This window comes from Acinetobacter sp. LCT-H3 (assembly GCF_001866125.1).
GTDB lineage: Bacteria > Pseudomonadota > Gammaproteobacteria > Pseudomonadales > Moraxellaceae > Acinetobacter > Acinetobacter schindleri.
The window spans coordinates 66398-92157 of the sequence record NZ_MODX01000006.1; the positions used below are offsets into that span (position 1 = coordinate 66398).

At 40.9% G+C, this 25760-nt stretch carries 23 protein-coding genes and 1 pseudogene; 14 read left to right on the forward strand and 10 right to left on the reverse strand.

Translation table 11 applies throughout. The features are described 5' to 3' along the window. Positions 1–15 precede the first annotated feature (15 nt). On the forward strand, positions 16–1740 hold the full coding sequence (locus BK820_RS05065) for a bifunctional protein-serine/threonine kinase/phosphatase (protein ID WP_071320296.1): 1725 nt from the start codon (positions 16–18) through the stop codon (positions 1738–1740). A gap of 187 nt (positions 1741–1927) precedes the next feature. After that, entirely contained in the window at positions 1928–3253 is a 1326-nt protein-coding gene (locus BK820_RS05070) for a PQQ-dependent sugar dehydrogenase (protein WP_005222066.1), read from the forward strand. 503 nt (positions 3254–3756) lie between these two features. On the opposite strand, the gene BK820_RS05075 is transcribed toward BK820_RS05070, so the two are convergent. Beyond that, a complete protein-coding gene (locus BK820_RS05075) occupies positions 3757–4455 on the reverse strand; it encodes a hypothetical protein (protein WP_005222064.1) in 699 nt (232 codons plus the stop codon). 260 nt (positions 4456–4715) lie between these two features. On the opposite strand from BK820_RS05075, the gene BK820_RS05080 reads away from it, so the two are divergent. From BK820_RS05080 to BK820_RS05115, 8 genes and pseudogenes are all read left to right on the forward strand, one after another. Continuing rightward, positions 4716–5714: a putative oxygenase MesX gene (locus BK820_RS05080; protein ID WP_005222062.1), complete on the forward strand. Its 999-nt coding sequence runs from the start codon at positions 4716–4718 to the stop codon at positions 5712–5714. 42 nt (positions 5715–5756) lie between these two features. After that, positions 5757–6800 (forward strand): methionine synthase, encoded by a 1044-nt coding sequence (locus BK820_RS05085; RefSeq protein ID WP_005222060.1) that lies wholly within the window; start codon positions 5757–5759, stop codon positions 6798–6800. A gap of 97 nt (positions 6801–6897) precedes the next feature. Further along, on the forward strand, positions 6898–7392 hold the full coding sequence (locus BK820_RS05090; RefSeq protein ID WP_005222049.1) for a flavin reductase: 495 nt from the start codon (positions 6898–6900) through the stop codon (positions 7390–7392). Positions 7393–7812: 420 nt separating this feature from the next. Then, a complete protein-coding gene (locus BK820_RS05095; RefSeq protein WP_034434002.1) occupies positions 7813–8484 on the forward strand; it encodes a DUF1345 domain-containing protein in 672 nt (223 codons plus the stop codon). Between the two features lie 235 nt (positions 8485–8719). Next, positions 8720–9421: a VIT1/CCC1 transporter family protein gene (locus BK820_RS05100; protein WP_005222045.1), complete on the forward strand. Its 702-nt coding sequence runs from the start codon at positions 8720–8722 to the stop codon at positions 9419–9421. A gap of 188 nt (positions 9422–9609) precedes the next feature. Next, positions 9610–11286 (forward strand): annotated as a pseudogene (locus tag BK820_RS05105) (phosphoethanolamine transferase). Position 11287: 1 nt separating this feature from the next. After that, entirely contained in the window at positions 11288–11959 is a 672-nt protein-coding gene (locus tag BK820_RS05110; protein ID WP_071320297.1) for a response regulator transcription factor, read from the forward strand. A 6-nt stretch (positions 11960–11965) separates the two neighbouring features. Then, positions 11966–13285, forward strand: a complete 1320-nt coding sequence (locus BK820_RS05115) for an ATP-binding protein (protein WP_071320298.1) — start codon at positions 11966–11968, stop codon at positions 13283–13285. Positions 13286–13310: 25 nt separating this feature from the next. Here BK820_RS05115 and BK820_RS05120 read toward each other — a convergent pair whose 3' ends face one another. Both BK820_RS05120 and BK820_RS05125 read right to left on the reverse strand, forming a co-directional pair. Continuing rightward, positions 13311–14018, reverse strand: coding sequence for a phosphatase PAP2 family protein (locus BK820_RS05120; protein ID WP_071320299.1), 708 nt, complete (start codon positions 14016–14018; stop codon positions 13311–13313). 39 nt (positions 14019–14057) lie between these two features. After that, on the reverse strand, positions 14058–14444 hold the full coding sequence (locus tag BK820_RS05125) for a diacylglycerol kinase (RefSeq protein ID WP_004809311.1): 387 nt from the start codon (positions 14442–14444) through the stop codon (positions 14058–14060). A 242-nt stretch (positions 14445–14686) separates the two neighbouring features. Here BK820_RS05125 and BK820_RS05130 point away from each other — a divergent pair, with 242 nt between their 5' ends. Further along, positions 14687–15496, forward strand: a complete 810-nt coding sequence (locus BK820_RS05130) for an SDR family NAD(P)-dependent oxidoreductase (RefSeq protein ID WP_071320300.1) — start codon at positions 14687–14689, stop codon at positions 15494–15496. 338 nt (positions 15497–15834) lie between these two features. Here the strand turns inward: BK820_RS05130 and BK820_RS05135 are convergent, their stop codons facing one another. The 5 genes from BK820_RS05135 to BK820_RS05155 form a co-directional block, all read right to left on the reverse strand. Then, positions 15835–18165, reverse strand: coding sequence for a PhoX family protein (locus BK820_RS05135; RefSeq protein WP_071320301.1), 2331 nt, complete (start codon positions 18163–18165; stop codon positions 15835–15837). 168 nt (positions 18166–18333) lie between these two features. After that, positions 18334–19110, reverse strand: a complete 777-nt coding sequence (tatC, locus tag BK820_RS05140; RefSeq protein ID WP_071320302.1) for a twin-arginine translocase subunit TatC — start codon at positions 19108–19110, stop codon at positions 18334–18336. Then, positions 19107–19523 (reverse strand): Sec-independent protein translocase protein TatB, encoded by a 417-nt coding sequence (gene tatB, locus BK820_RS05145; protein ID WP_004809302.1) that lies wholly within the window; start codon positions 19521–19523, stop codon positions 19107–19109. The genes tatC and tatB overlap by 4 nt, the downstream gene beginning before the upstream one ends. Positions 19524–19532: 9 nt before the next feature. Further along, complete coding sequence (locus tag BK820_RS05150; protein ID WP_004894723.1) at positions 19533–19751, reverse strand: Sec-independent protein translocase subunit TatA; 219 nt, start codon at positions 19749–19751, stop codon at positions 19533–19535. A 242-nt stretch (positions 19752–19993) separates the two neighbouring features. Then, the gene (locus tag BK820_RS05155) at positions 19994–20179 is read right to left on the reverse strand and encodes a hypothetical protein (protein ID WP_071320303.1); all 186 of its coding nucleotides are present in this window, start codon (positions 20177–20179) and stop codon (positions 19994–19996) included. Between the two features lie 204 nt (positions 20180–20383). On the opposite strand from BK820_RS05155, the gene BK820_RS05160 reads away from it, so the two are divergent. From BK820_RS05160 to BK820_RS05170, 3 genes are all read left to right on the forward strand, one after another. Continuing rightward, a complete protein-coding gene (locus BK820_RS05160) occupies positions 20384–20641 on the forward strand; it encodes a helix-turn-helix domain-containing protein (protein WP_071320304.1) in 258 nt (85 codons plus the stop codon). Continuing rightward, entirely contained in the window at positions 20641–21867 is a 1227-nt protein-coding gene (locus BK820_RS05165; RefSeq protein ID WP_071320305.1) for a type II toxin-antitoxin system HipA family toxin, read from the forward strand. The genes BK820_RS05160 and BK820_RS05165 overlap by 1 nt, the downstream gene beginning before the upstream one ends. 699 nt (positions 21868–22566) lie before the next feature. Next, positions 22567–23889, forward strand: a complete 1323-nt coding sequence (locus tag BK820_RS05170; protein WP_081409040.1) for an ISNCY family transposase — start codon at positions 22567–22569, stop codon at positions 23887–23889. 103 nt (positions 23890–23992) lie between these two features. On the opposite strand, the gene BK820_RS05175 is transcribed toward BK820_RS05170, so the two are convergent. Beyond that, on the reverse strand, positions 23993–24769 hold the full coding sequence (locus BK820_RS05175) for an OmpA family protein (RefSeq protein WP_071320307.1): 777 nt from the start codon (positions 24767–24769) through the stop codon (positions 23993–23995). A gap of 1 nt (position 24770) precedes the next feature. Further along, complete coding sequence (gene tagF / locus BK820_RS05180) at positions 24771–25730, reverse strand: type VI secretion system-associated protein TagF (RefSeq protein WP_071320308.1); 960 nt, start codon at positions 25728–25730, stop codon at positions 24771–24773. Positions 25731–25760 lie beyond the last annotated feature (30 nt).

Here is a 25760-nt window from a genome sequence, read left to right on the forward strand (position 1 = left end):
TTTTGAGCTTTCAGCATGAAAAAAACATTAAAAGTCAGTATTGGGCAATATTCTACTGCCGGAATTAAACAACAGAACCAGGATTTCCATGGAGTATATCTGCCCGAAGGACATGTGCTGAAACAGAAAGGTATTGCCTGTGTTATAGCGGATGGAATCGGTAGCAGTAATGTCAGTCATCATTCAGCAGAAACCGCTGTTGGCAGTTTTTTATCTGACTATTATTCTACTTCAGATGCCTGGAGTACACAGACTTCAGCAGAACGGGTGATCCGCGCGACCAATTCATGGCTTTATGCACAGACTCAACAAAGTCAAGGACGTTTTGATAAAGACCGAGGTTATGTCTGTACCTTATCTGCACTGATTTTAAAACAGCAACAAGCCCATATTTTTCATGTTGGTGATAGTCGTATTTACCGCATTCGCGATCATGAAATTGAATTACTGACCCATGATCATCGTGTCTGGTTGTCATCCAGAGAGCATTATCTCAGCCGAGCCTTAGGTGCAGATTATCGTATTGAAATTGATTATCGAAATATTGAGCTCAAAGAAAAAGATATTTTTTTACTGATGACCGATGGGGTCTATGAATTTGTCACAGATCAACAATTATTAGATTTAACTTTAATAGATGCAGATTTAAATCAACTTGCCAAAGCATTCGTTGAAAAAGCCTTAGAACAGGGCAGTGATGATAACTTAAGTCTCCAGGTAATCCGTGTAGAACAGCTGCCTGAACTGAATCAGTTTCATATTCAGCAGGATTATGTATTTCCACAACAGCTCAGTAAAGGTGAAGTTTTTGAAGGTTATGTGATTGATAAGATTTTGCACCAAAATCATCGCAGTTGCCTGTATTTGGCACACGATACTCAGCAGCAGCCTTTGGTCATAAAAACTTTGGGGGTAGATTTACAGCAAGATAAAAATGCCGTAGAGCAGTTTCAACTCGAAGATTGGGTATCAAAACGTCTGAAGCATGACAACCTGATGCAGTGTTATCCACATAACACTGAGAAAAAATATTTATTCCAATGTTATGAATATTTGCAGGGTGAAACCTTGGCTCAATGGCTGCATCGCCAGGAAAAGCCTTTAAAGCTCGATGATATTTTACCAATTTTGCAACAAACGGCCTTGGCTTTAAATGCAATGCATCGGCTGGAGATGCTGCATCAGGATATACGGCCAAAGAACATCATGGTTTTAAATGCAGAAAATGCCATGAAAATTAAACTGATTGATTATGGTTCAACAGCAGTAAGAGGTCTGGTCGAAATTAATCCTAAAAATGCGAATCGAGCACTCGGAACCTTGGCATTTATGGCACCAGAGTATTTTATTGATCATTCGCCATCTGTACATTCAGACCAATTTTCTTTGGCGGTTATGGCCTATTATTTACTGACCAAACAATTACCTTATGGGACGGATTTAGCTCGCTGTAACAGTTTAAAGCAGCTTAAAAAAGTTCAATATCATTCCATCAGGAAATATCGGCCTGATTTACCTATATGGTTAGATAAAATTTTAGGCCAAGCGCTGAGTATTGAACCGACACATCGTTTTGAGGCCTTGTCTGAACTCATTCATAATCTAACGCATCCTTCCAAAGAATTATTAAACTCTAAACCACCAGCAATCATTGAACGTGATCCTTTACGTTTTTGGCAAATGAGTTGCGCCGTATTAGGGCTATTATTTTTACTGAGTATTGCATGGCCATTTATTTGAAAAGACAGGATCAAACCATGCTTAAAATTGAAGGTACATAGATAAGTTTTTATTCAAACTAGACCATAAGATTGAATATCAAAAGCGCAGCAATCAATCAACAACCAGATAAAACAAGAACCCTATAGTTGTCATTTGAATAGACTTCTAAGATAAGCAGATAACAACAAAAAAGCAGGGAACCACAATGTCTGCTCAAATTTTATCGTCTATCCTGAGTACTGCCATAATATTGGCATTCGCTGGATGTACATCGTCATCCAAGTCTCCGATTACAGACAGTTATGGTCCTCAACCTGAGCTGCCTGAACCTAAATCCAGTTTGTTCCCTGTCGTTAATATCGCACCAGCCAAAGGCTGGCCAGTAAATACTATGCCTACACCGGCTGCGGGTTTAAAAGTGCAGGCTTTTGCCAAAGGTCTTCAGCATCCACGTTGGCTCTATGTTCTGCCGAATGGAGATGTATTGGTGGCGGAAACTGATGCGCCGCCCAAGCCTGAAGATAGTCAGGGGATTAAGGGTAAAATCATGAAAATGGTCATGAAAAGGGCAGGATCTTCTCATCCAAGTCCTAACCGTATTAGTCTACTTCGTGATAATAACCATGACGGCGTTGCTGATCAGAAAACAGTATTTTTGCAGAATTTAAACTCACCATTTGGCATGACCCTAGTTGGAAATACACTATATGTAGCAAATACAGATACTTTAGTAGGTTTTCCTTATCAGCCAGGTATGACTCAAATCAAAGAAAGTGGTCGCAAAGTATTGGCTTTACCGGCAGGTCCCTTAAACCATCATTGGACCAAAAACGTGATTGCCAATCCTGAAGGAACCAAACTCTACATTACAGTTGGCTCCAACAGCAATGTAGCTGAAAATGGCCTAGACCAAGAAAAAGGACGAGCTCTGATCATGGAATTTGATATGGCCAGTTCTAAGGCACGTCCATTTGCAACTGGCTTACGTAATCCTAATGGCATGGATTGGCAGCCTCAAAGTGGAGCATTATGGACTGTAGTTAATGAGCGGGATGAAATCGGGAATGATTTGGTACCTGACTATATGACCTCAGTGAAAGACGGCGCTTTTTATGGCTGGCCTTATAGTTATTATGGTCAGCATGTAGATAAACGGGTAAAGCTGCAAAATCCTGGACTGGTAGCACGGGCGATTAAACCGGATTATGCATTGGGCAACCACACGGCATCATTAGGTTTGAGTTTTTATAAAGCTGAGTTAATGCCTCAATATCGCGGTGGTGCACTAATTGGTCAGCATGGTTCTTGGAACAGAAAACCACATAGTGGCTATAAAGTAATTTTTGTACCATTTAGTAATGGTCAGCCTTCCGGTACCCCAAAAGATGTCCTGACAGGCTTTTTAAGCAAAAATGGAGAGGCATTAGGAAGGCCAGTGGGTGTAACAGTAGATTTATCAGGCGCAATATTGGTTGCTGATGATGTAGGAGATACAATTTGGCGTGTGTCACCAGATGAACAGGTCCGTTAATCAGCAAGAAAAGGGATAGAGATATTGATGTTTATATTCAAAAACTTAAATACCAGTATGCTATAGTTTTACTTGAGACAATATTCAAAAAAAATAAAAGCCTTATAGTCTCTCCCAAAACTATAAGGCTTAGCGGCTGTAGTCTCTTCTTTTATTACTTACTATCCCGGTAAGTTCGCTGTCTTGGCGACTTTATTATCGTTATAATGCGATTATTATCAGCTTTCCTTGCTGACTCTTTATGTGAAATATAATGTCAAAAATTTTGACGATAGAAAATAGGGTAATTACTCTAATTTGTGTAAGCAATTTCCTACAAAAAATAACACTTTTATACAAAATAAAACATTATATGAAAATTCTTGTACATACATTCACTTCTAATACGCTCAAACCAATGTATTTTAATGTTTTTTTATTAATAAATAATTAATACAGTACATACCCTTTAGGTATCATTGCTTAACCAAATAACTATAATTAACCTCTTCTAAGAAGCCAATTTAACAAATTAATAGCAATCTATATTCTCCATCATTTTCAACAGGAGCTCTATGCACACAGGGTAAAACTTGCTGTGCTGGATGATCAACAGCGAGTCGCCAGAGATTTCCCGTGTCTAAATTAACAGGCTTTGCATCAGCTTTAGCCCGATAATGCAGATCGAAGAAATATTCTTCCAGAAACGTCTCAAACTCAGTTTCTGGTCCGTCATGTAACTGCTTGAGTTGTTCCCTGATTTCAGGAATCAAGATTTTTTGCTCAACCTGGTTATTGGGCAAAATCTCGCTTGCAGCACCGTGATAGATGCATAAAAATGTATCCGTTTCGATAGGGGAGCGATCCACATGGTAGGAATAGACATCGGTCGAAATAAAATCAAACTCATCATCCCGTTCGTAGGATTTCAGCAAATTCAGGCAAGGGGAAGCGCCGTAGTCAGTCAGTAGCTGCATATCTTTTAATATGATTTCTCTAGCCACATGACCCTGTTCAGAAAGCTGAAGCGCCAAAAGATCTTCAACAGAAACTTCAATCATATTTTCTTTTAAATCTAGTTTAGCGACGATTTCTTTAAAATCACCAGACAAATTTCTAGACCAGCAGATGGCATTCGCCTCACCCAGAAAATCCGAATATACGAGTTCAGAAAAAGTTGAAACCACTCGAACTTGAGGATTGTCAGAAAAGGTATTGGTCATTTCAGAATGAAGTCGCTACTTATAAATCGTGCTCAATAATACACTTTGATATTTAGAAATGAATAATGATCGGCAACATAAATTAGAATCTTAATTTTTCTATTAAAGTATAGATCATTATTTATACACTCCACTCATTAAGATGAATTTAACTCATCTTTTACTGAATTTATATCGTTTTACTCATGTTTGGATTCACGCTTAAATACATCCATACAGAAATTTGCTTTTTTTATAAAAAATTTAGGTGGCATATCTCCATGAGTACAGCATTCCAATGTTCAATTAAACGTATTCGTTTTGATGAGAACTACGAACCAGCAAACAATACACGTCTAACCACCAACTTTGCCAATCTGGCACGTGGTGAAAGCCGTCAGGAGAATCTTCGTCGTACACTTGAGATGATTAATAACCGTTTTAATAGCTTGGCAACTGCCGATAATCCTAGAGGTGATCGTTATTCACTGGAGATCGATATCATCTCTGCTGAAATTGATATTGAGGGCAATGGTCAAACCTTTCCCTTTATTGAAACCTTGAAAAGTACCATTATCGACCATCATACCAATGAACGCATTGAAGGCATGATTGGGAATAGCTTCTCATCTTATGTACGTGATTATGACTTCAGTGTGGTATTGCCATCACTCGGCTGTAAGGCCAATGAAAAACCTGAAGACTTTGGTGACCTACACGGCAAGCTGTACCAGCATCTTGTGAATTCAGCAGTCTTTAAAGCTGAATTTAATAAACAGCCTGTGATTTGTCTGAGTGTTTCCACTACGAAAACCTACTACCGCAGTGCCAATGTGCATCCTGTTCTAGGCGTGGAATACACTAATGATGACTACTCACGTACCGATGAATATTTTAAAAAAATGGGCTTAAGTGTTCGCTACTTTAAACCTGAAAATGGCAATGCGCCGTTGGCATTCTATTTTGCGGGCGATTTGCTGCATGATTACACCGATTTTGAATTGATCAGTGCGATTAGCACCATGGAAAGCTTCCAGAAAATCTATCGTCCTGAAATTTACAACACCAATTCACCCGCAGGTGTGGTGTATCAGCCTAGCCTGAGCTATGGCGACTATTCATTAACTCGCATTGTCTATGATCGTGTTGAACGTGGGGAACTAGCAGTCAAACAAGGTAAATGGACAGAGGAAAACTTCATCAAGCCATATAAAGACATTCTGGATGAATGGGCTGCCAATTTTAAAGTAGCAACGGCTCAGCAAGACAACGCTGCCTGATAGATCACATATATAAACGAATTTAGAGAAAGAAGATTAGACATGGCACTTTTACAACCTGAAAAGTTACTCCCGACCTCTACAGCAGGCAGCTTGCCAAAACCGTCCTGGCTGGCAGAACCTGAAAAGCTCTGGTCAGCTTGGAAACTTGAAGGTAAAGAACTACTAGAAGCGAAACGTGATGCCTTAAAACTGTCTTTGCATGAACAAGTCCATGCTGGCATTGATATTGTCAGTGATGGTGAACAGACCCGTCAGCACTTTGTGACCACGTTTATCGAGCATCTTGAAGGGGTGGATTTTGAAAAACGTGAAACTATGCGTATCCGTAACCGTTATGATGCCAGCGTACCTTCAGTAGTCGGTGAAGTTTCCCGTAAAAAAGCAGTGTTTGTGGATGACGCAAAATTTTTGCGTAGCCAAACCACGCAGCCGATCAAATGGGCACTGCCTGGCCCAATGACCATGATTGATACGCTGTACGATGGTCACTACAAGAGCCGTGAAAAACTGGCATGGGAATTTGCCAAGATCCTGAACCAAGAAGCACTTGAGTTAGAGGCAGCAGGGGTTGATATCATTCAGTTTGATGAGCCAGCATTCAATGTGTTTTTTGATGAAGTGAATGACTGGGGCGTCGCGACTTTAGAGCGTGCGCTTGAAGGTCTGCAATGTGAAACTGCGGTACACATTTGTTATGGTTATGGCATTAAAGCCAATACCGATTGGAAAAAGACCCTCGGTAATGAATGGCGTCAGTACGAAGCAGCCTTCCCTAAACTGCAACAATCTAAAATTGATATCGTGTCACTCGAGTGTCAAAACTCGCGTGTACCGATGGATCTGATTGAGCTGATTCGGGGTAAAAAAGTCATGGTCGGTGCGATTGATGTTGCAAGCAATCAAATCGAAACGCCTGAAGAAGTTGCCAATACACTGCGTAAAGCATTGCAATTTGTGGATGCAGACAAACTGTATCCATCAACCAACTGTGGGATGACACCGTTGTCTCGTCAAGTGGCTCGGGGCAAACTCGAAGCACTAAGTACAGGGGCAGCGATTGTTCGTCAAGAGCTGGGCGCTTAGCACGAAATGGTCTTCACCAGAGGAGGGTAAATGATCCATAGATTATTTACCTGACTTTGAGTAAAGACAGGTTACATATACATTTGAGACAAAAGAGATGATTGAAGCAACTGACTTTAGAAATGCAATGTCCTTGTTAACCACGGCTGTAAATGTGATTACAACCGAAGGTATAGCAGGAACACATGGCTTTACCGCATCTGCCGTTTGTAGTGTGACGGATACACCGCCGACATTGCTGGTGTGTATGAATCAATCTTCTCGCTCGCATGCACATTTTATGAGAAATAACGTGCTGGCAGTAAATGTACTCAGCACGCAGCATGAATACATCTCAAATGCATTTGCATCTAGTAAATTCAGCTCAGAAGAGCGATTTAAGATAGGCGAGTGGACAACTCTTAAGACAGGTGCTCCAATTTTAGAAGATGCTTTGGTGAGCTTTGATTGCCAGATTGAAGAAATTCAAAAAGTGGGTACACACAGTATTTTCTTATGTCGAGTCATCGCGATTAGACGCAGTCAGCAAGAGGAAAGCCTAGTGTACTTCAACCGCGCATATCATCAGGTTGGTCAACTAGAAACTGCGTAAATGTTCATTACTTTAATATTGAATTCTTTTAAAGTGTGTAGTCGAGACCAGAATCCTCAGCCTGGTTTATAAAAATTAGGCTAATCAAAGTTTAGTAATTTGATTTTTAGCTTTAATTTCTTCGGAAAATTTCAAAATTAACTTTGATGAACATCAATATTGGAATTACATATTTAACTGACGTCTACCTAAAGTCTGCTGCACACTTTTTTAGTTTTTTAGCTAAAAGGGTTCAAGATTCAGTTTCATTAAGAATAGGAAATTAATTTTTTTAGTTTCTTTTACTACTAGATTTTAAAATATCTATTTTATCGTAATCTTGAATCAGTACGCCTTTATCTACTAAAAGCTCTTTTACCCTGTTGTTTTAATAAAATACTTTATACTGCTAAAGCCATCTCATGACATGCGGGACAGCTCATACGTTTCCTCCAATCTATAAGAACAGCGCTTCAGTCCCGACTTTATTTCTTTATTATCTTTCCATCTCTCCTGATTTGGTATTTTATTTTCTATTCAGCAACTCATTTAAGCTGGTCTACCTGCATTTTGATGAGCTGGAACATTACCATTTATGCCTACTTACTTTTTACTATCAAAAAGCTCTGGCCCATAGACCATCACCATATTCTACAACGTGCCATAAAACAGGATGCCAGCAAATGGGTCATTCTGGTGCTCGTCATCATCACTTTAGTGATGTGTTTTATTGCCATAATTATTGAAATTAATCATTTACCTAAAGATGCTGCCATCAGAACCGGCCATTTAGGGCTATCCATCCTGACTATTATTTCGGCCTGGTTCCTGATGCACACCATTTTTGCAATTCATTATGCCCATGACTTTTATTTAGCCCTAGAAAAGCATAAACATGGCGGACTGGCTTTTCCTAGTACGCCAAATCCAACCTATCCCGATTTTCTGTATTTTAGCTATATTATTGGCACTTCAGCGCAAACGGCCGATGTATCAATTACTCGCCAACCCATGAGAATACTCAATACTTTACATTTGCTTCTGGCGTATGGATTCAATACCACGATTTTGGCCATCGCTATTAATGTAACAGCAACCTTTATCAGTACTTGAAAACACAGCATTTAATAATAAATAAACTGTAGTGATAGGACTGTGACTTGTAAATTTCTCAGATGTTAAAATGAGTGCAATTGGAAAAATGCAATCCATGCAATAAAAATTGGTAAATCAGAGCGCTCACCCATTCATGAGCTGTTCTGAACAAGAGTTTATTAAATAAAGAGTTGTTTCTTCAAGCGAAATAAATATACGATCATGATGTTGAGAACAAAAAAGAGACTATACCGTGCGTCATTCTTATCATCTTGAAAAACATTATTTTGAACGGGCGGGCTGGTTGCGCGCAGCTGTACTCGGGGCAAATGACGGAATTATTTCTGTCACCAGTCTGGTGGTGGGAATGGCAGCCAGTGGCGCGTCCACACATACCTTGTTGGTGACTTGTGTAGCCGGATTAATTTCCGGAGCTGCGTCGATGGCTGCTGGAGAATATATCTCGGTCAAATCCCAGCAGGATATTGAAAAGAATGATCTGAATATGGAGGCACGTGAGCTTAAACGTCATCCAGAACATGAACTGAAAGAACTGGAAAATATTTATATCCAGCGTGGCTTAACCCCTGAGGTGGCCCAGCAAGTTGCCTTGCAGCTCACCGCACACAATGCTTTAGATGCACATGCCCGCGATGAAATTGGTATATCAGAAAACACTTCGGCTCAGCCTTTTCAGGCTGCATTTTCATCCGCTATCGCTTTTACTATAGGCTCACTATTTCCTCTACTTTCTATTTTGTTACTGCCTGAACAGTACCTGGATAAAGGCGTGATGCTGATCGGTGTGCTTAGTCTCGGGATTATGGGCGCACTGGCAAGTTATACAGGAGGGGTGAGCATCTGGAAAGGTTCGGCCCGAGTCATGCTTTGGGGGGTGATTGCCATGCTATTTAGCTCCTGGATCGGCTCATTATTTAATGTGGCTGTAGCTTAAATGTACTCAGGATGTGCTTTTCAAATTCGCTCTAGTCAGGGAATCACATCCTTTTTAAAACAATAAGTCTAAACAAGGGTGAAACAGTAGCATTGAAAATTTTATGAAGTTCGCAAAGAAAGGATTTTAAGTCATTTTTAAGCTTCAGATTTTAGGCTAAAGCATCTTAAAGTCTTTGAACTAAAAAAATGCTTAAGCTGCTTTCTTTTCCCGGTCTACGCCAGATCAAACCCATCAGCCTTGCACGCTTCAACCTGTTACTTGCCACTTGGCTGGGGCTGGTCTTAAACTTTGCTTTCTATCAGAAAATCCATCAACTGACGCCCTATACCAATCTCAAGGCAGGCGCATTATTGGCGGCTACAGTCCTGGTGATTATCAGCTTGTACAATCTGGTCTTGCAGTGGCTGAACTGGAAATGGAATGCCAAGATACTCGCTAGTGTGCTGATCATTCTGGGTGGTTTTAGTGCTTATTTTGTCAATAGTCTGGGGGTGGTAATTACACCGGACCAGATCCAGAATATGCTGCAGACCGATGCCCGAGAAGTCCGTGATCTCTGGTCAATACGACTGGTGATCTGGACGCTGGTCTTTGTGGTTTTTCCGCTGTGTATTGTCTGGATGCTAAAAATTCAGCCTGCATCTTTCGGGCGTCAATTGTGGCATAAAAGCCTGAGCAGTCTGCTTTCTGCCGGATTGATTCTAGGACTGTTGTTCTGTTTTTATGTCGATTATGCAGCAATCTTCCGCGAGCACCGCGATCTAAAGGGCATGATTTCCCCGCAAAACAGCATTGCGTCCACCGTATCTTATTATAAAAAGAAAGCACCTAAAGCCAATTTGCCTTTAATCACTTATGGTGAAGATGCCCATCTGCTACAGCAGGCTCAAATGCAGAAGCAACCCAAATTGATGGTGCTGGTGGTCGGGGAGACTGCACGTGCCGAGAGTTTTGCGTTAAATGGCTATGCGCGTAATACCAATCCTGAACTGGGCAAGTTAGCGGTGATTAATTTTAGTCAGGTCAGTTCCTGTGGTACAGCAACCGCCGTTTCAGTCCCGTGCATGTTTTCGGGCATGTCCCGTCAGCATTATGACGAACAGTTAGCCAGCCACCGTGAAGGTTTACTGGATATCGCTCAGCGTGCCGGTTATCAGGTGACCTGGATCGACAATAATTCTGGCTGTAAAGGGGCCTGTGACCGGGTGCAGCAATATCAGATTCCTGCCCAACTGAAACAGAAGTGGTGTGATGCTGCTGGTGAATGTTTTGATGAAATTCTGGTGGATAGCCTGAAAGATTATCTGGCACATCTGGACAAAAATAACTTGAAACCGCAATTAATCGTGCTACATCAGATGGGCAGTCACGGGCCAGCATATTTCAAGCGTTCCAAAGCGCCGTATCAACCGTTCCAGCCGACCTGTAACAGCAATGCCATTCAGGGCTGCAGTGCTGAATAATTAAAGAACAGCTATGATAATTCGATTGTCTATACAGATCATGTGCTCGCTCAAATTATCGAGACCCTAAAACATCAAAGCCAGTATCAGACCGGTTTATGGTACGTGTCTGATCACGGAGAATCCACTGGAGAGCATGGTTTATATCTGCATGGCGCACCTTATAGTATGGCACCGACCCAGCAAACCCATGTTCCGATGCTGATGTGGTTCTCAGAGCTCTGGACGCAGCAGAATGCCCAGCAGGTGAGCTGTCTTAAAGCACAGACCAAACAGGCACGCAGTCAGGATCATCTTTTCCCAAGCTTATTGAGTCTGCTGGATATAAAAACGCAAGTGACTGAAGCTAAAAATGATATGCTTGCACAATGCTCATCATCATTAAAGAACAGAGCTTGAAATGCATAAAATACTGATTATCGAAGACGACTTTATGATTGCCGAGTCGACTGAAACCTTGCTCAAGCTGCATCAATTTGATGTGCATTGGGTCAATAATGGCCTGGATGGTTTAAAACAGTTACAGCAGCAGGCCTATGATATTGTCCTGCTGGATCTGGGCCTGCCGATGATGGATGGCATGCAGGTACTCAAACATATCCGGCAGAAGTTCCCCAATTTGCCGGTGCTGATTATCTCTGCCCGGGATCAGTTACAGAACCGGGTCGATGGGCTAAATCAGGGGGCAGATGATTACTTGATTAAACCCTATGAATTTGATGAACTGCTGGCCCGTATTCATGCTTTGATCCGACGCAGTAGTCCCCCAAATACCGGGGCAGAGAGCCATAAAAAGTTATCACACAGTGGTCTGGAACTGGATCTGGAGCAGCATATCGCATGCTTTAACAGTCAGCCGATCGAGTTGTCTAATCGGGAATGGTCGATTCTCACCGCATTACTCACTCATCCCAGCAAAATTTTTTCTAAAAATGATCTAGAAGACAAGCTTTATGACTTCGATAGTGATGTCAGCAGTAATACCGTTGAAGTGTATGTGCATCATCTGCGGGCGAAATTAGGCAAAGACTTCATCCGTACCATACGTGGTCTAGGATATCGCTTAGGATAGAGCCTTATGCAGAAACGTTATTCTTTGCAAAAACGCCTGATTATCTACATTTCGTTGTTTAGCCTGGTACTGGGCTGCATCCTGATTTTCGCTGCCTACCGGATTGCCCTCGAAGAAATTAATGAAGTGCTGGATAAACAGATGCAAAGTCTGGCCGAGCGCATTGCGGAAAATCATCCACGACCGCTACAAAGTCAAATCGATCTGGAAAAACAGTACAGTGAAGAAGATTTGTTTGTAGATATCTGGTCTTACGCAGAGACAGCTACTCCCTTGCATCCACAGAATGTGCTGGTTGCACCGGTCAAAAAAGCAGGTTTTTACAAGCATCAAACGCCGTATGGAACCTGGCTCACCTATATCATTCCAAGTGACCAGTTGCAGATTCAGGTGAGTCAGCAGCAAAATGTCCGGCAGGAGCTGGCGCTGGAACTGGCCGGCAATATGTTTCTGCCTTATGTGCTTTTCTTACCTTTTGCTGTGTTCGGTTTAGGCTGGATGATCCGGAAAAATTTTCAGCCACTGCATGATTTTAAAACGGAACTGGCCAGCCGTAAGGCGCAAGAATTAAAGCCGATTGAAATGAAGGATTATCCCCTGGAGCTAGAACCGACTATTCAGGAAATGAATCATCTGTTTGGACGAATTTCTCTGGCTCAACAGGAACAACGTCAATTTGTCGCGGATTCTGCCCATGAATTACGTACACCATTGACCGCACTCAACTTGCAGCTGCAAATTTTATTGCAGCAGTTTCCGCAGAGCGACTCGCTTCATAATCTGAGTCAGGGTGTTTTGCGCATGCAGCATCTGGTCAACCAGTTATTGAGTTTGGCCAAACAGGATGCTTCCGACAGCTTAACCGAGCCGGCACAAATGCTTTCGCTCAATCAGATGACCGTGGCCTGCATTGAGCAGCTGATTCAGCTGGCCTTACAGAAAGAGATTGATCTGGGCGTAGAACAGCAACAGGAATTGCGAATTCAAGGACAAGCTTCGACCTTGCACTCGATTATTTATAATTTAATTGATAACGCGATTAAATACACTCCGAAGGGCGGCGTGATTAACGTATCAATTTTTCAGCAAGGCCAGCAGGCGGTTTTAAAGATTGAAGACAGTGGGGCAGGAATAGATCCTGCTCAATTCGCCCAGATCCGGCAGCGTTTCTACCGGATTCATAACCATGTTGAAATTGGTAGCGGTTTAGGTTTGTCGATTGTAGATAAAGCCACCGAGCGCCTGGGTGGCACGCTGGAATTTTCGCAAAGTAACAGTCTGGGTGGCCTGTGTGTACAAGTCAAATTTCCTGTGATCGAAGCCTAAGTAGATAGGCTTCGATTTTATTGGGTTAAGGCTGTCTGATGTTCATGTGCATGGGATGATTTGCCAGCGGCAGTTTGTGGCTAAATAGCGCATAGCCAATGACATTCATGCACCAGATCATCCAGCCAGTCCACAGGTTATGACTCAGAAAATGCGCACCGCGCATCATTTGTGCCCAGCCCATGGCGAAGCCTAAAATCACTGCTGCGATCAGGAAAAAATAAGCCCGCTTGCGGTTAGCAATCCGATAGACAAAATAACCAGCCATCAAGGCAAAACCGCTGGATGCATGTCCGCCGGGAAAACAGTGTCCGGCAGTAGCACTCAAATCCCACAAAATACCCTCATGGGTGGGAATGATCATATCCCAGGGGCAAGCATGCGCCGACTGGGATTTTAAAATGCCAATCGAGGCCGTGGTCAGCACCACCATGCTAAAGAAATAGCCAAATTCCCAGCGCCGTTGATGCCAGTTCTGCCATTTCAGTGAAGCCAGCCAACCGGCTAACAATGTTATGTACACCAGAATCAGCAGATTTTTGACATAGCGGTGATTGAGCTCGGCCAGTGCCCAGTGTTGCCGCAGGGGAAATTGTCCCTGATCGTCAATGAACGGATAAATCAGCTGTAAATCAATTGCTCCACCTACATCAAAAAAATTCCAGAGCATCAGAAAACTGAAAATCAGCAGCAATATTTGTGTCAGTAAAAACCGGGAATACTCGGATATCATTTTAAATCTTCCATTTTTCTTGCTGTACCAGGCGAGGGATCAAATCAAGTAACCCGCTAAAATAAGACCCCAAGTCACGGTAATTAAACTGAGTGCTACAAACTGGGCAGCGCTGCCCATATCCTTGGCATTTTTAGACAGTTCATGCTGCTCCATGGATATACGGTCTACCACCGCCTCAATCGCCGAGTTAAGCAGTTCAACGATTAGCGCCAACAGACACACGGCCACCATCAGTGCTTGCTCAACCCGGCTCACCGGCATGACAAAGCTCAGAGGAATCAAAATCAGGTTGATGAGCAGGATTTGCCTGAAGGCCGCTTCATTTTGAAAAGCTGTTTTAAAGCCGGCCAAGGAATAACGGGTCGCATTCAGAATACGCTGTATTCCCGAGGTGCCTTTATAGGGTGAACGGTAGGAAGACATAGCTGTCATGAGTCAATAAAAGGAAACTCTAACTTAAGATTACAGGCTTAAAACTCTCTTAAAAAAAATGGTCTCTATGTGTTTTTTTAATAAAAATAATATTTAAATTTATGTGCAGAATTAAGAATTTTTTAAGTTTGGAGTTTTATCTTAAGTACTAAATTATTTTTCGTGATGTGATCCACATGACCTGCGGCAGATTCGATCTTGAATCATTCTGTTAAGAACAAGAGAAAGTATTTATGCCTAATTTAACTGCAACAATTATGGATGCTACTTCTGGTATTGGTCAGGCTATTGCAAAGGTTCTGGGCCAAAACGGGGTCAATCTGGTTCTTGTTGGGCAGAATCAACAGATTCTGCAAAGAGTACATGACAATATAGCCCAATGTTATCCACAGCTACAACTGGATTTAATTCATTGCAACTTTGCCGATCTGCAAAGCAGGGAAGAGCTGGTAAAAGCTCTTGCTACGCTGAATAAACCCATTCACTACTACATTAACAACATCAGTATCAGTGATTTCAAGCTATTTACACAGCAGCCACAAGAAATCATGGAACAAATGATGCTGATTAATGCAGTTTATCCAATGCAGCTGATACAAAAGATCCTGCCATTGATATCTATCAGTTCGCCTGGCCAGGTCATTAATATAGGTTCAACCTTTGGCAGTATTGGCTATCCTGGATATGCGAGTTATTGTGCCAGCCAATTTGCCTTGCGTGGTGCAACCGAAGCACTAGCCCGTGAATACAGCAAAAGTTCAATCAGATTCAGATACTTTTCATTACGGGTTACCGAAACCAATATTCATCATTCAAATGCAATAGAACTGAATATCAGACTGGGAAAAAATATTGACAGTCCCGAATTTGTTGCTGAAGAACTGTATCAGTTTTTACATCGAGATTGTCAGTCGTATCAGGTCGGCTATCCTGAAAAAATTTCGATAGCTGTTAACCAGATTTTACCAGACTTAATATCAGCATCGATTAATAGAGAGTTACCAACGATTTGTGAATGTGCAGAAAAAGTTGCTAGTTTCTAACTGTGATTCACAGACTAAAGAAGCAGGATATTAATATAGTTCCCTTAGAGTGGCAGGTATCAATCCCTCCTTGGATACCTGCTTTTTTTTAGAAAAATACTCAAAACTAAAGCTGCAAATTACAAGTCCTCCAAGTAGAAGATAGCTGAACCTATGATTAGTTGTATTGGATTTCACTTATATATTGATCCGAAGTCCACTTCATACTTTAATATTTATATCAATTTAACTCTAAACAAAAATATTCTTTTTATTGACCAGTTAACCCTTAAAATTAAAAAAACATTCAAAAATTAAAATGCCGGCATTGAGCCAGCATTTTAATTTAAGTGAGCTATTTAACCGGCTATAACACCGCCATCATTGCGCGTAATCACAACAGTTGCTGAACGTGGACGTGCGGTCTTGTTCGAACGATCTGATTGACTTGCAGGCCAGTTACTGGTTGGAGCATCAAAGGTTTTAGAATCTTCACCTGGATGCTGTACATTGATGAAAATGGCCTTATAGTCTGGTGTCATGGTTACCCCTGTGATTTCACACTCTTTTGGACCAGTCAAGAAGCGACGTAAATTTTCATCGGTTACTTTGGCACCCGCAATCGTCGCTTGACCATTAGAGGTTGTTGCTGGACCACCATCACCTACTTGTCCAGGCAGGGCAGCCAGCATCATACAGTTAGTGGTATCTGTATAAGCGCCGTCGTCAGTCTGAATCCAGAGTACGCCGCGAGGATCAAACCACATACCATCTGGTGAAGACAGATCATTATTATCATTTAAGCCCGACAGGTTGATATTGGCATCCATCGATGCTTCAGCACCGAACAGGTAGATATCCCATTCAAAGCTTTCTGATGCAGTGTTTTCTTCCTTAAAGCGAATAATATGGCCATTCACATTACCCTTACCGCCTTCAGGATCTGAGTAATTACGTGGGTTGGCAGCATCAACAGGTTGCGCCGAGCTATTGCCACGGTTACTGTTATTAGTCAGGGTAACGTAGACTTCACCATTCTCCGGGTTAACGGCTACCCATTCAGGACGGTCCATCTTCGTCGCACCAACGGCATCGCCTGCCAAACGTGCAAAAGTTAAAACATCCGCATCAGAGCTAAAAGGATATACCGCATTTTCTGCAGTTAAACCATTTTTACCGTGAGCAAGTTCAATCCATTGACCAGTTCCATCTGCATTGAACTTGGCAACATAGAACTTACCGTTATTCATATATTTGTCACCAGCACGGTAGCCGGTATTGATATCTTTTGGATCCCATTTTGCATCAGAGACAAATTTGTAAATGTATTCACCACGTGAGTCATCGCCCATGTAGAAGGCAAACTGTTCACCTTCAATCGCACGGCTAGCACGACAGTCTTCGTGAGCAAAACGGCCCAGTGCAGTACGTTTTACCGGATTTGCACTGTTATCAAATGGGTCAATTTCAACAATCCAGCCAAAGGTATTTGGTGCATTACGATAGTCTTGACTTGCAGAGGCTTTGGTTACGTTAGCTGACCAGCGGTCGTACATATCTTGTGATTCAACTCCAGCCTGAGCTGTTTCCCATGCATAACGTGAAGATTTATCTAAATAAACAATACGGTCTTGATCATCGCGTTCCGGAACTTTTTGTCCTTGTGCATCTAGAACATAAACAATACTATTTTTCTCATCACGTTTAACTGTACCATCGGCATTTTTTTCAATTTGATATGAAATATCTAAGCCTAAGCCATAACGTTTAAGTGCGGTTTTCTCAGCTTCACTACGATCTGCATATTGGTCTGTGCCTGAACGCTGGAAATAACCAATAAAGTTTTCCTCGGCAGTTAAATAAGTGCCCCATGGTGTATAACCATTACCACAGTTATTGTGTGTACCACGAGTCTGACGACCGTTAGGAGAGAAAGCAGTGCGGACTAATGGAGAATTTGTTACCGGCCCAGAAAAATCCATCACTGTTGAAGCCGTAATACGGCGGTTAAATGGTGATGATTTAACGATTTCTACCGCTTGAGTTTCGGTGTTTTTCTTAATATGCACAATTGATACACCGTGTGCATTCACTTCACGGATGACTTCATCTTCTGGACGACGACCATCAACTTTTGTTGGTCCTTGAGGATGTAAAAAAGTTTGATTGATATATTCATGGTTCATCACCAGCAGGCCATGCTCAGATGCATTCTCGTCATAACGGCCAGTCTTAGTGCTTAAACCAAAATAGCTCATACCATCGTGGCAGTCACCAGAACGGAACTGAAAGCTTGGTCCGTTCGGAATATTGTTATCGTCCCAGTCAGAGTAGATAGGATGAATTGAATCTCCCATTGCATATAGGACAGTGGCTGTATAGCCTTCAGGAACCGTAACCCAGTCATCTAGGTTTTTTTTCACTGGGCTAAAACTTAATTTTTCTGGACGAGCATTGTTGTCTGTTGGCGGATTCGGATTGCTCTCATCGTCCCCAATATTGCCATTTTCATTGTCATCGCTACACGCAGTCAGGCTAGAAGCCAGTGCCAATGCTGCAGCCCCACTTGCAGTCTTTGCAATCAAGTCACGACGTGACATAGATTGTTCTAGAATATCCCGAAAATGATGATTATCTGAAGTGTTATTGTCCAGTTCCTGATTTTCATCATAAGGTAGGTAATCTGTCATTGTTTTATTCCCACAACTAAGGTTTGGTTGTTTTAAAGTCAGAAATAAACTAGCAGTTAAATATGACTAAAAGGTGAAGCTTTTATTTCAAAATAATTAAATAAAACATTAATTTATATAAATAAATTAATATAAAAAAAGCCCCCAGTAAGGAGGCATTTTTCTTAATTAGCTATTTTTTAGATGCCGCTTTTCCAGAAATTTTCCGGCCATTAAACCTAGCTCAAACAGCAGCCACATGGGTATAGCCAGCATGATCATGGACAGGGCATCAGGGGGCGTTACAAACATGGCCACAAAAAAACACCCCACCACAATAAAGCGTCTTTTTTCTACCAAGGTCTGTGTGCTTACCACACCGATCAGAATCAATAACAGGGTAATAATCGGAATTTCAAAGGTAAATCCAAACACCAGAAAAAGTTTTAAACAGAAGGCCAGATAACTATTAATGTCAGTCATGGGCGCGACGGTTTCAGGCGATACACTGATAAAAAAATGCAGGATAGACGGTAAAGCCACCAGATAGGCAAAAGCGATACCCGCATAAAACAGGACAATGCTGCCAATCAGGAGCGGCAAAGCCAGACTTTTTTCTTTTTCATATAGTGCCGGCTTAACGAAGGCCCAAAGTTGATACAAGATAAAAGGCATGGCGATCAGCAGGGCAACAAAAAAGTTCAATTTAAACGGTGCCATAAATGTCGCAGTTACATCGGTGGCAATCATGGTGGAACTTGCCGGTAACTGGGCACGTAAGGGCTCGGATAGAAGCTGATAAGTATGCGTCGCAAATGGTAGCAGACAGAAAAACAGTCCGATCAATATTCCTACAATCTTGAAAAGATGCTTGCGCAGAATCACTAAGTGTCGGGAAATCGGCATTTCTTCTAGATGAACTTTCTGGGGATCGCTGCTGGCTTGAGTCGACGGTAAAATATTCATACGGCCACCTTCATGTCAGGATATTTTTTTTCTTGCTTAGCGACCTGCCTAGCCGGAGTTAAATGAACCGGGGAAAGCGGTTGATTGACCAGTTCATAACTTGACTGAGTTTTCAGTACCGGCTGTTCTGAAATTTTTGTGACCGGCTCAATTGGTGCATTGAGATCAGCCATTTGTGCCTGCATTTTGGCTTCCAGTTCCTGAATACGTTTCAGCTCGGTTTGCATTTGCTCACGTAGCTCAGACAGACGCAATTCACGGTCAAGATCATTTTGTATATTGCTGACGGTTCTTTTTATCTTGGTAGACCATTTACCTATAAAACGAACTGCCTCAGGTAGCTTATCTGGTCCGAGCACTAGAAGTGCAATTACCCCAAAGGCTAGCAGCTCAGTCATTCCAATATTGAGCATGACGATACCTTAACTTTTGATTGAACTCTCGCTGACTTTAACTTCAGCATCAATAGTGCGGGGCTGTTGAATTTTTGCCGCTTCAGCCTCTTCTTCACGTACAGATTTTTTAAAGTCCTTGATTGCACCGCCAACATCTTTGCCCAGATTTTTGAGTTTAGACGTGCCAAAAAGTAAAATTACGACGATTGCAAAAATAAGTACGTGCCAAATCGATAATCCTGCCATGTTGTCCTCATTACATCTTTTTTAAATTTATGGGCTTATCTCAACATGAATAAATGACAAATCCATGACGTTTTGATGGCAGTTTGGAGACAGGAAGCAAGAGGGAAGTTCGCAATGAGTTGTGCTGTTTATTTTTTTAAATTTTTCTGGTTTATAAACTTAGTAAAGTTAATATTTTAAGAAATGGAAAAAAGTAAACATCCCCAGACCTCTATCATGTCAAAGTAGAGGTCCGGGGAAAATTAATAGCGAATCCCTAATTTTTTCAATTTTGAAATTAAGGTCGTTGGATTAATTGCAAGTAATTTGGCCGCACCATCTTCACCAAAAATTTTTCCTTCACAATGCTGGACAGCCCGTTGCAGGTTTTTAATTTCCAATTGTTTAAGGTTATCAATAGTAAGAATATCTGAATTACCATTCTCCATGATTATCTTTGTAGATATACCGTGTAATTCAGAAAGCATTTATTAGCTAATTATTCGCTATATAGCGAAATATAGACAACATGAACCCTAATGTTCGCCATATAGAAAATATAAGTTAAATATAGTAAGATATTCGCCATATAGCAAACTTATATATACTGGTTAGCAATATTTCGCTAAATGACGAACAGATGAGGTGACTTTATGGCCAGTCGTGCGGAGATTGGAGCAAAAATACGTGAAGCAAGGCAGAAATTAGCTTACACACAACAAATGATGGCAAAAAAGTCTGGTGTCAATAAATCTACCATTTCTGAAATAGAGAATGGCCATTTCACAGGCTCATTTGATATTTTCGAACGTCTCATAGATGCAGTTGGTTTACAGTTTGAAGTCACCCCCAAAAAACGATCTCTGCCAAATTGGAATGACATCGACACTCTATTTAGTGAAGAAGATTGATGGAAAACTTTCAACTACCCACACAAATCAAATCTATTGAAGTATTTACAGATAATTTCAAACAAGGCTTGTTGACGCATAGTGGTCATTATTACTATCAACCAGTACAAGAACAAAGATTTGTATCTCTTACAATGACTTTACCTGATATGCAGGGATATCCACATGGGGCATTACATCCTATTTTTTCCCAAAATTTACCAGAGGGGCATAATCGCCATTTTATTGCCAGTAAACTTGCTCGATATGCCAATGTGAATGAAATGTATTTATTGGCTCTACAAGAAGCTAATGGTATTGGCATGTTGTCCTATAAAAGTGAATTGCAATTACCAGAAGTAGAAATAGTTAGCCTTGATGAAATTCTTAACTACAATAGCCAAGTTCCACTTTTTCCACAATTATTAGAAAAATACTATTTACGAAACTCTTTAGCTGGAGTTCAGCCCAAAGTTAGCATTCCTAATGTGACTACTCTAACGGAGCGTACTGTTCAACAAAAAGACCTGATTGTTAAGTCTTATGATGCAGACTTTGATTTACTGACGGTAAATGAATTTGTCTGTATGGAAGCTGCTCGTCATTGTGGTTTGCAACCACCCAAAACATATCTATCAGCCAATTTAGAAACCTACATTATTGAGCGTTTTGATAAAGCTGCTGATGGAACCAGGTTAGGCTACGAGGATTTTACGACTCTTCTCAAAAGATCTAATGACCCAAACGAGAAGTACAAGGGTAGCTACGAAAACTTGCTTAAAGCCACCTACCTCTATACCCGTAGCGAGGCAGAAGTCGTAAAAATGTATAAGTACATTGTTTTTAATTGCCTGATTGGGAACGGTGACGCTCACCTTAAAAACTTTGCTCTGCAATATACGCCAGATATGAGCGATATCTTTGTATCACCACCTTTCGATATCACACATACACTCATATATAAAAATATTGATAATCAGCTCGCTCTTAAAATAAATGGCAGCAAGCAATTCCCGACTAAGGCAGAGCTGTTGAAATTGGCTGAAAGTCCTGAATTTCGCATTAGAAATGCCAAAGAAATTATTGAGAATTTCAGTGACCAAATTGCTGACTATTTAAAATTATCCAATGAAATTGAATACTTAGATGGATTGCGAGAATCTATTGAGCAGAATCTATCAAAGGTAATGAGCACTCATTCAATCAAACCTGTATATAGACATGACAAAAAGAAAAAGTACAAATAATCCATTCTAGAATAATTTACAACCGTAGTAGCTACTATTATTGAGAGATGCCCCCAGAGACGTGGGATTTATTTTCCATTCAATGATATAGAATAAACCCGAACAGACTGGTCATATCGGTTACAGGCTGACATTTATTGAGGGAGGGAAGTTTTGACTTAGGTATTCCTTGGCAGTTTGGCGGGATCAGAGATAGTAATATTGCAGTTTTGAGATTAGTAGATATAAGTAACACCAGAATGGATTTCTCAGATTTACAGTAGAAATTCTTTTAAAAAGCTTGAATACCAAGATGCAATTCGCAAGGAAGGTGAAGATTTTGCGATTGAATACAAAAGAAAAGCTTTGGTCGCTAATGTATAAAAATCGATGAAAATTTTTGATAGATCGAAGATTTTATTTGATAAAACTAGTAATGATTTTTTCCTAAGTGAGTTTTATTTCATTATTAGCTTTATTTTTTCGCAATTTCATTTTTAGCTTTAATTTCTACTGAAAATTTCAAAATTAATTTTTATGAACAACATATATCGAGATAGGCTATCTGCATAACATCCTATTTAACATAATATACATTATACGAAATAGTATTTGTAAACCCAAAGTAGAAATGTCCGGTTTCTCCAAAGTAAAAATGTCCGCTTTTAGAATATGCACTTTTGCAATTTTCTTAGCGGACGGTTTGATATGTTGGTGTCTATGTCGGATAAAGAACTTAAACGATTGTCGGTCTTGCAGGAAATCTGTGATCAACGCATAACCCAGTCCCAAGCTGCTCAGCTACTTCATATTTCAGAGCGTCAGATCAGGCGTTTATTGCAAAAATACAAAGCTCAAGGCCCAGCTGTATTAGCCCATGCCGGTCGTGGTCAAATCAGCAATTCCAGGCTTCCTGAAGAGCTCAGACTCAAGTGCCTCAATATTGTTTCTGATCAACTGCATGGTTTCGGACCCACTTTAGCGCATGAAAAGCTCACCACCGTTCATGGCTTTGATATTTCAGTGGAAACACTGCGTTCCTGGATGATTGCAGCCGATTTATGGATTCCTCGCGCCAAGCGTCTGAAACGCCCGTATCAGCCTCGTTACAACCGGGATTGCTTTGGTGAACTGATCCAAATTGATGGCTCACACCATGACTGGTTCGAAGGACGCGCTGCTAAATGCTGCCTACTGGTGTTCATTGATGATGCCACAGGCAAATTGCAGCATTTACGCTTCTGTGAATCAGAATCAGCTTTTGACTATATGATTTCGACACGTTTATATGTCGAACAGCACGGTAAGCCTTTAGCGTTTTACAGCGACAAACATTCAGTCTTTAGAGTGAATCAAAGCAGCAAGAAAGACACCAAGATTACCCAGTTTGGACGTGTACTCAACACCCTGAATATCGATATTATCTTCGCTAATTCACCACAGGCCAAAGGCCGTGTAGAACGAGCCAATAGAACGCTTCAGGACCGTCTGATCAAAGAAATGCGTCTGGAAGGCATCAGTTCGATTGAGCAAGCTAATGCTTGGCTACCCTGCTTCATTGAGCAGTTCAATCAGAAGTTTGCCAAGATGGCTTTTAATCCTAAGAATCTACATCGGCCTATCACTGAAACAGCCGAAGAATTAGATGATATTTTTACCTGGCGTGAACCCCGCAGAGTCACGAATAGCCTGACGATCACTTATGATAAATGCGTATATCTCCTGGAAAACACGGAAGAAAACCAAAGATTGATTGGCAAGTATCTTGAGTTTCTGGAATACCCGGATAGTACAGTCGCGATTGAATATCAGGGAAGAAAAATCAATTACAGCATCTTCGATAAATTAAGTCAGCTCAACCAGCGAGAGATTGTTGAAAATAAACGTTTGGGTTCTGTATTAGCCCATATTCAACAGCAGCATGAAGAACTAGAACAACAAAATAAACGTTCCCGTCTCAAGAAAAGTATGCCGAGTCGTAAAGCTCAGAAAGCCATTATTGAACAAAGAAATTTAAATCCTGTGCTTGACTCTTGCAGTTAAAAACAGGACATTTTAAATGGTTTATCGCATAGACATTTTAATTGGTGAATAACAACTATTAATAATACGATTATCTATGTTGTTGCTCAAGCAACTTATATTTTTAAAGTACTTCAAACTCAATCCGACGGTTTTTCTTTCGACCTTCAGCTGTGGTATTTTCCGCTACAGGTTTACTTGCACCTAGACCATCAGTACTGAGCAAATGTGCTGGAATATTTTTTTTGATTAAATAAGTCTTTACTGCTTCTGCACGTTGCTGACTCAATTGCAGATTTTGATGAGCACTGCCTGAACTATCCGTATGTCCAATAATCCGTATTTTTTTAGCACCCACTTTGTTTAAAGCAATGACCATTTCATCCAGGATCTGTGCACCTGAAAATGCTAATACCGCACTACCAGATTCAAACTCAATAATTCGATTCTTTAATGCTGCATCAATGATCTGCTGTTCAGCCTGATTGACTGAAAGCTGGGTATTTAAGCGGTAACTTGCTGGTGTTAATCCCTGAAATTTTGCTGTAATTTCCTGAATTTCATGAGGATTTGATACTTTACCTGTGAGCTGAATATCAGTACCTTTTACTGTTAATTTACCGTTTTTGACCTTTTTCAGATCTTCATGAATTACTGTACTGACTGTATTTGACCAGTCTGCTGGTGCGGTGACCTGACGGATCTGGATGCGGTCCACCACATTTTTCTGCCCATAAGTTGTATATAATTTACTCAGTATTTCCTGTTTGGTCATCTCAGTGGGTACAGCACCTTCAATAATGATCGGTTGTGCACACACTGAAAAACTCAACAAAAAAGATACTAATGGATTGATTTTATATATTTTTTTCAATTTTAAATATTTGTTTTTTATTTTCATTTTATGCTTCTGCAAATGTTTGTTTAAATAACTTGATTCCTTGAGCCAGACTCATCTGACGCTCACTTAAGGACTGTTCCAAGGCTGCCAAACCTGCATTATTTTCCAGATACTGGTCAATCCAGGCTGCATGGATTAAGGATACCCAGTGCTGACTATCTAAGTTTTCGGTAAAAATATCGCTTAAAGCTTGTATATCTGCACCTTTAAAACCAAATAATAAAATAGGCTGTTTTTTATGTAATATGCCAATCAACAGTTCTGTATGATGATATTGCACAAACTGGCTAATCAGACTGACCCAAAATGCTGCAATTTCATAGCAATAAATCCTATTATGAATAGGTAAAATTAGCACTTTATTCAAGCGACTAGTACCTTGCTGAACAATCGGTTGCAGTAATAAACCCAATCCAATCAGGCTCTGTGCCAGCTGATAGGTACTCAGATTAATCAGCTTAGCAAATGAATGAATCGTATGATGTTGATAAAATTCCTGCGCTTCTTCTTGGGTGGGCACCATAATCTGGTTGCTCAGCTTGCTTAGTTTATCCAGCAAAATATCAGTATCACGAATGGAACGCATTACCCGGTTACATTGATAAAGCTCAACCAGAGCCGATTTGTAGCGCAATGGTGAATACACGATATTTTCAAATGGCTGTTCATGCTCAATCAGATGAATGAGCACCATTGGAAACTGCCGCCCTGAACTGTCTTCACTGGCAATTAAATTGGCCAGCAAAAACAGTTTTTCTTGTGGATTGGCAATAAAGAAATCCAGCGCTGGTAATTGTGCATAGGTCTGCTTGAAATCTGCCTTCTGCATGGCAACCTCTAATGCTTCCGTAATCCACTGATCAATCAATTGAATAAGCTGAGATTGTCCACGCGACTTGAGAAAATCGCCACGTGCTGGACATTTACCATAATAAAATGGTGTGGTTTTTAACTCATACATCCGTATCCCTCCACCGCTTCGGCAGTTGCA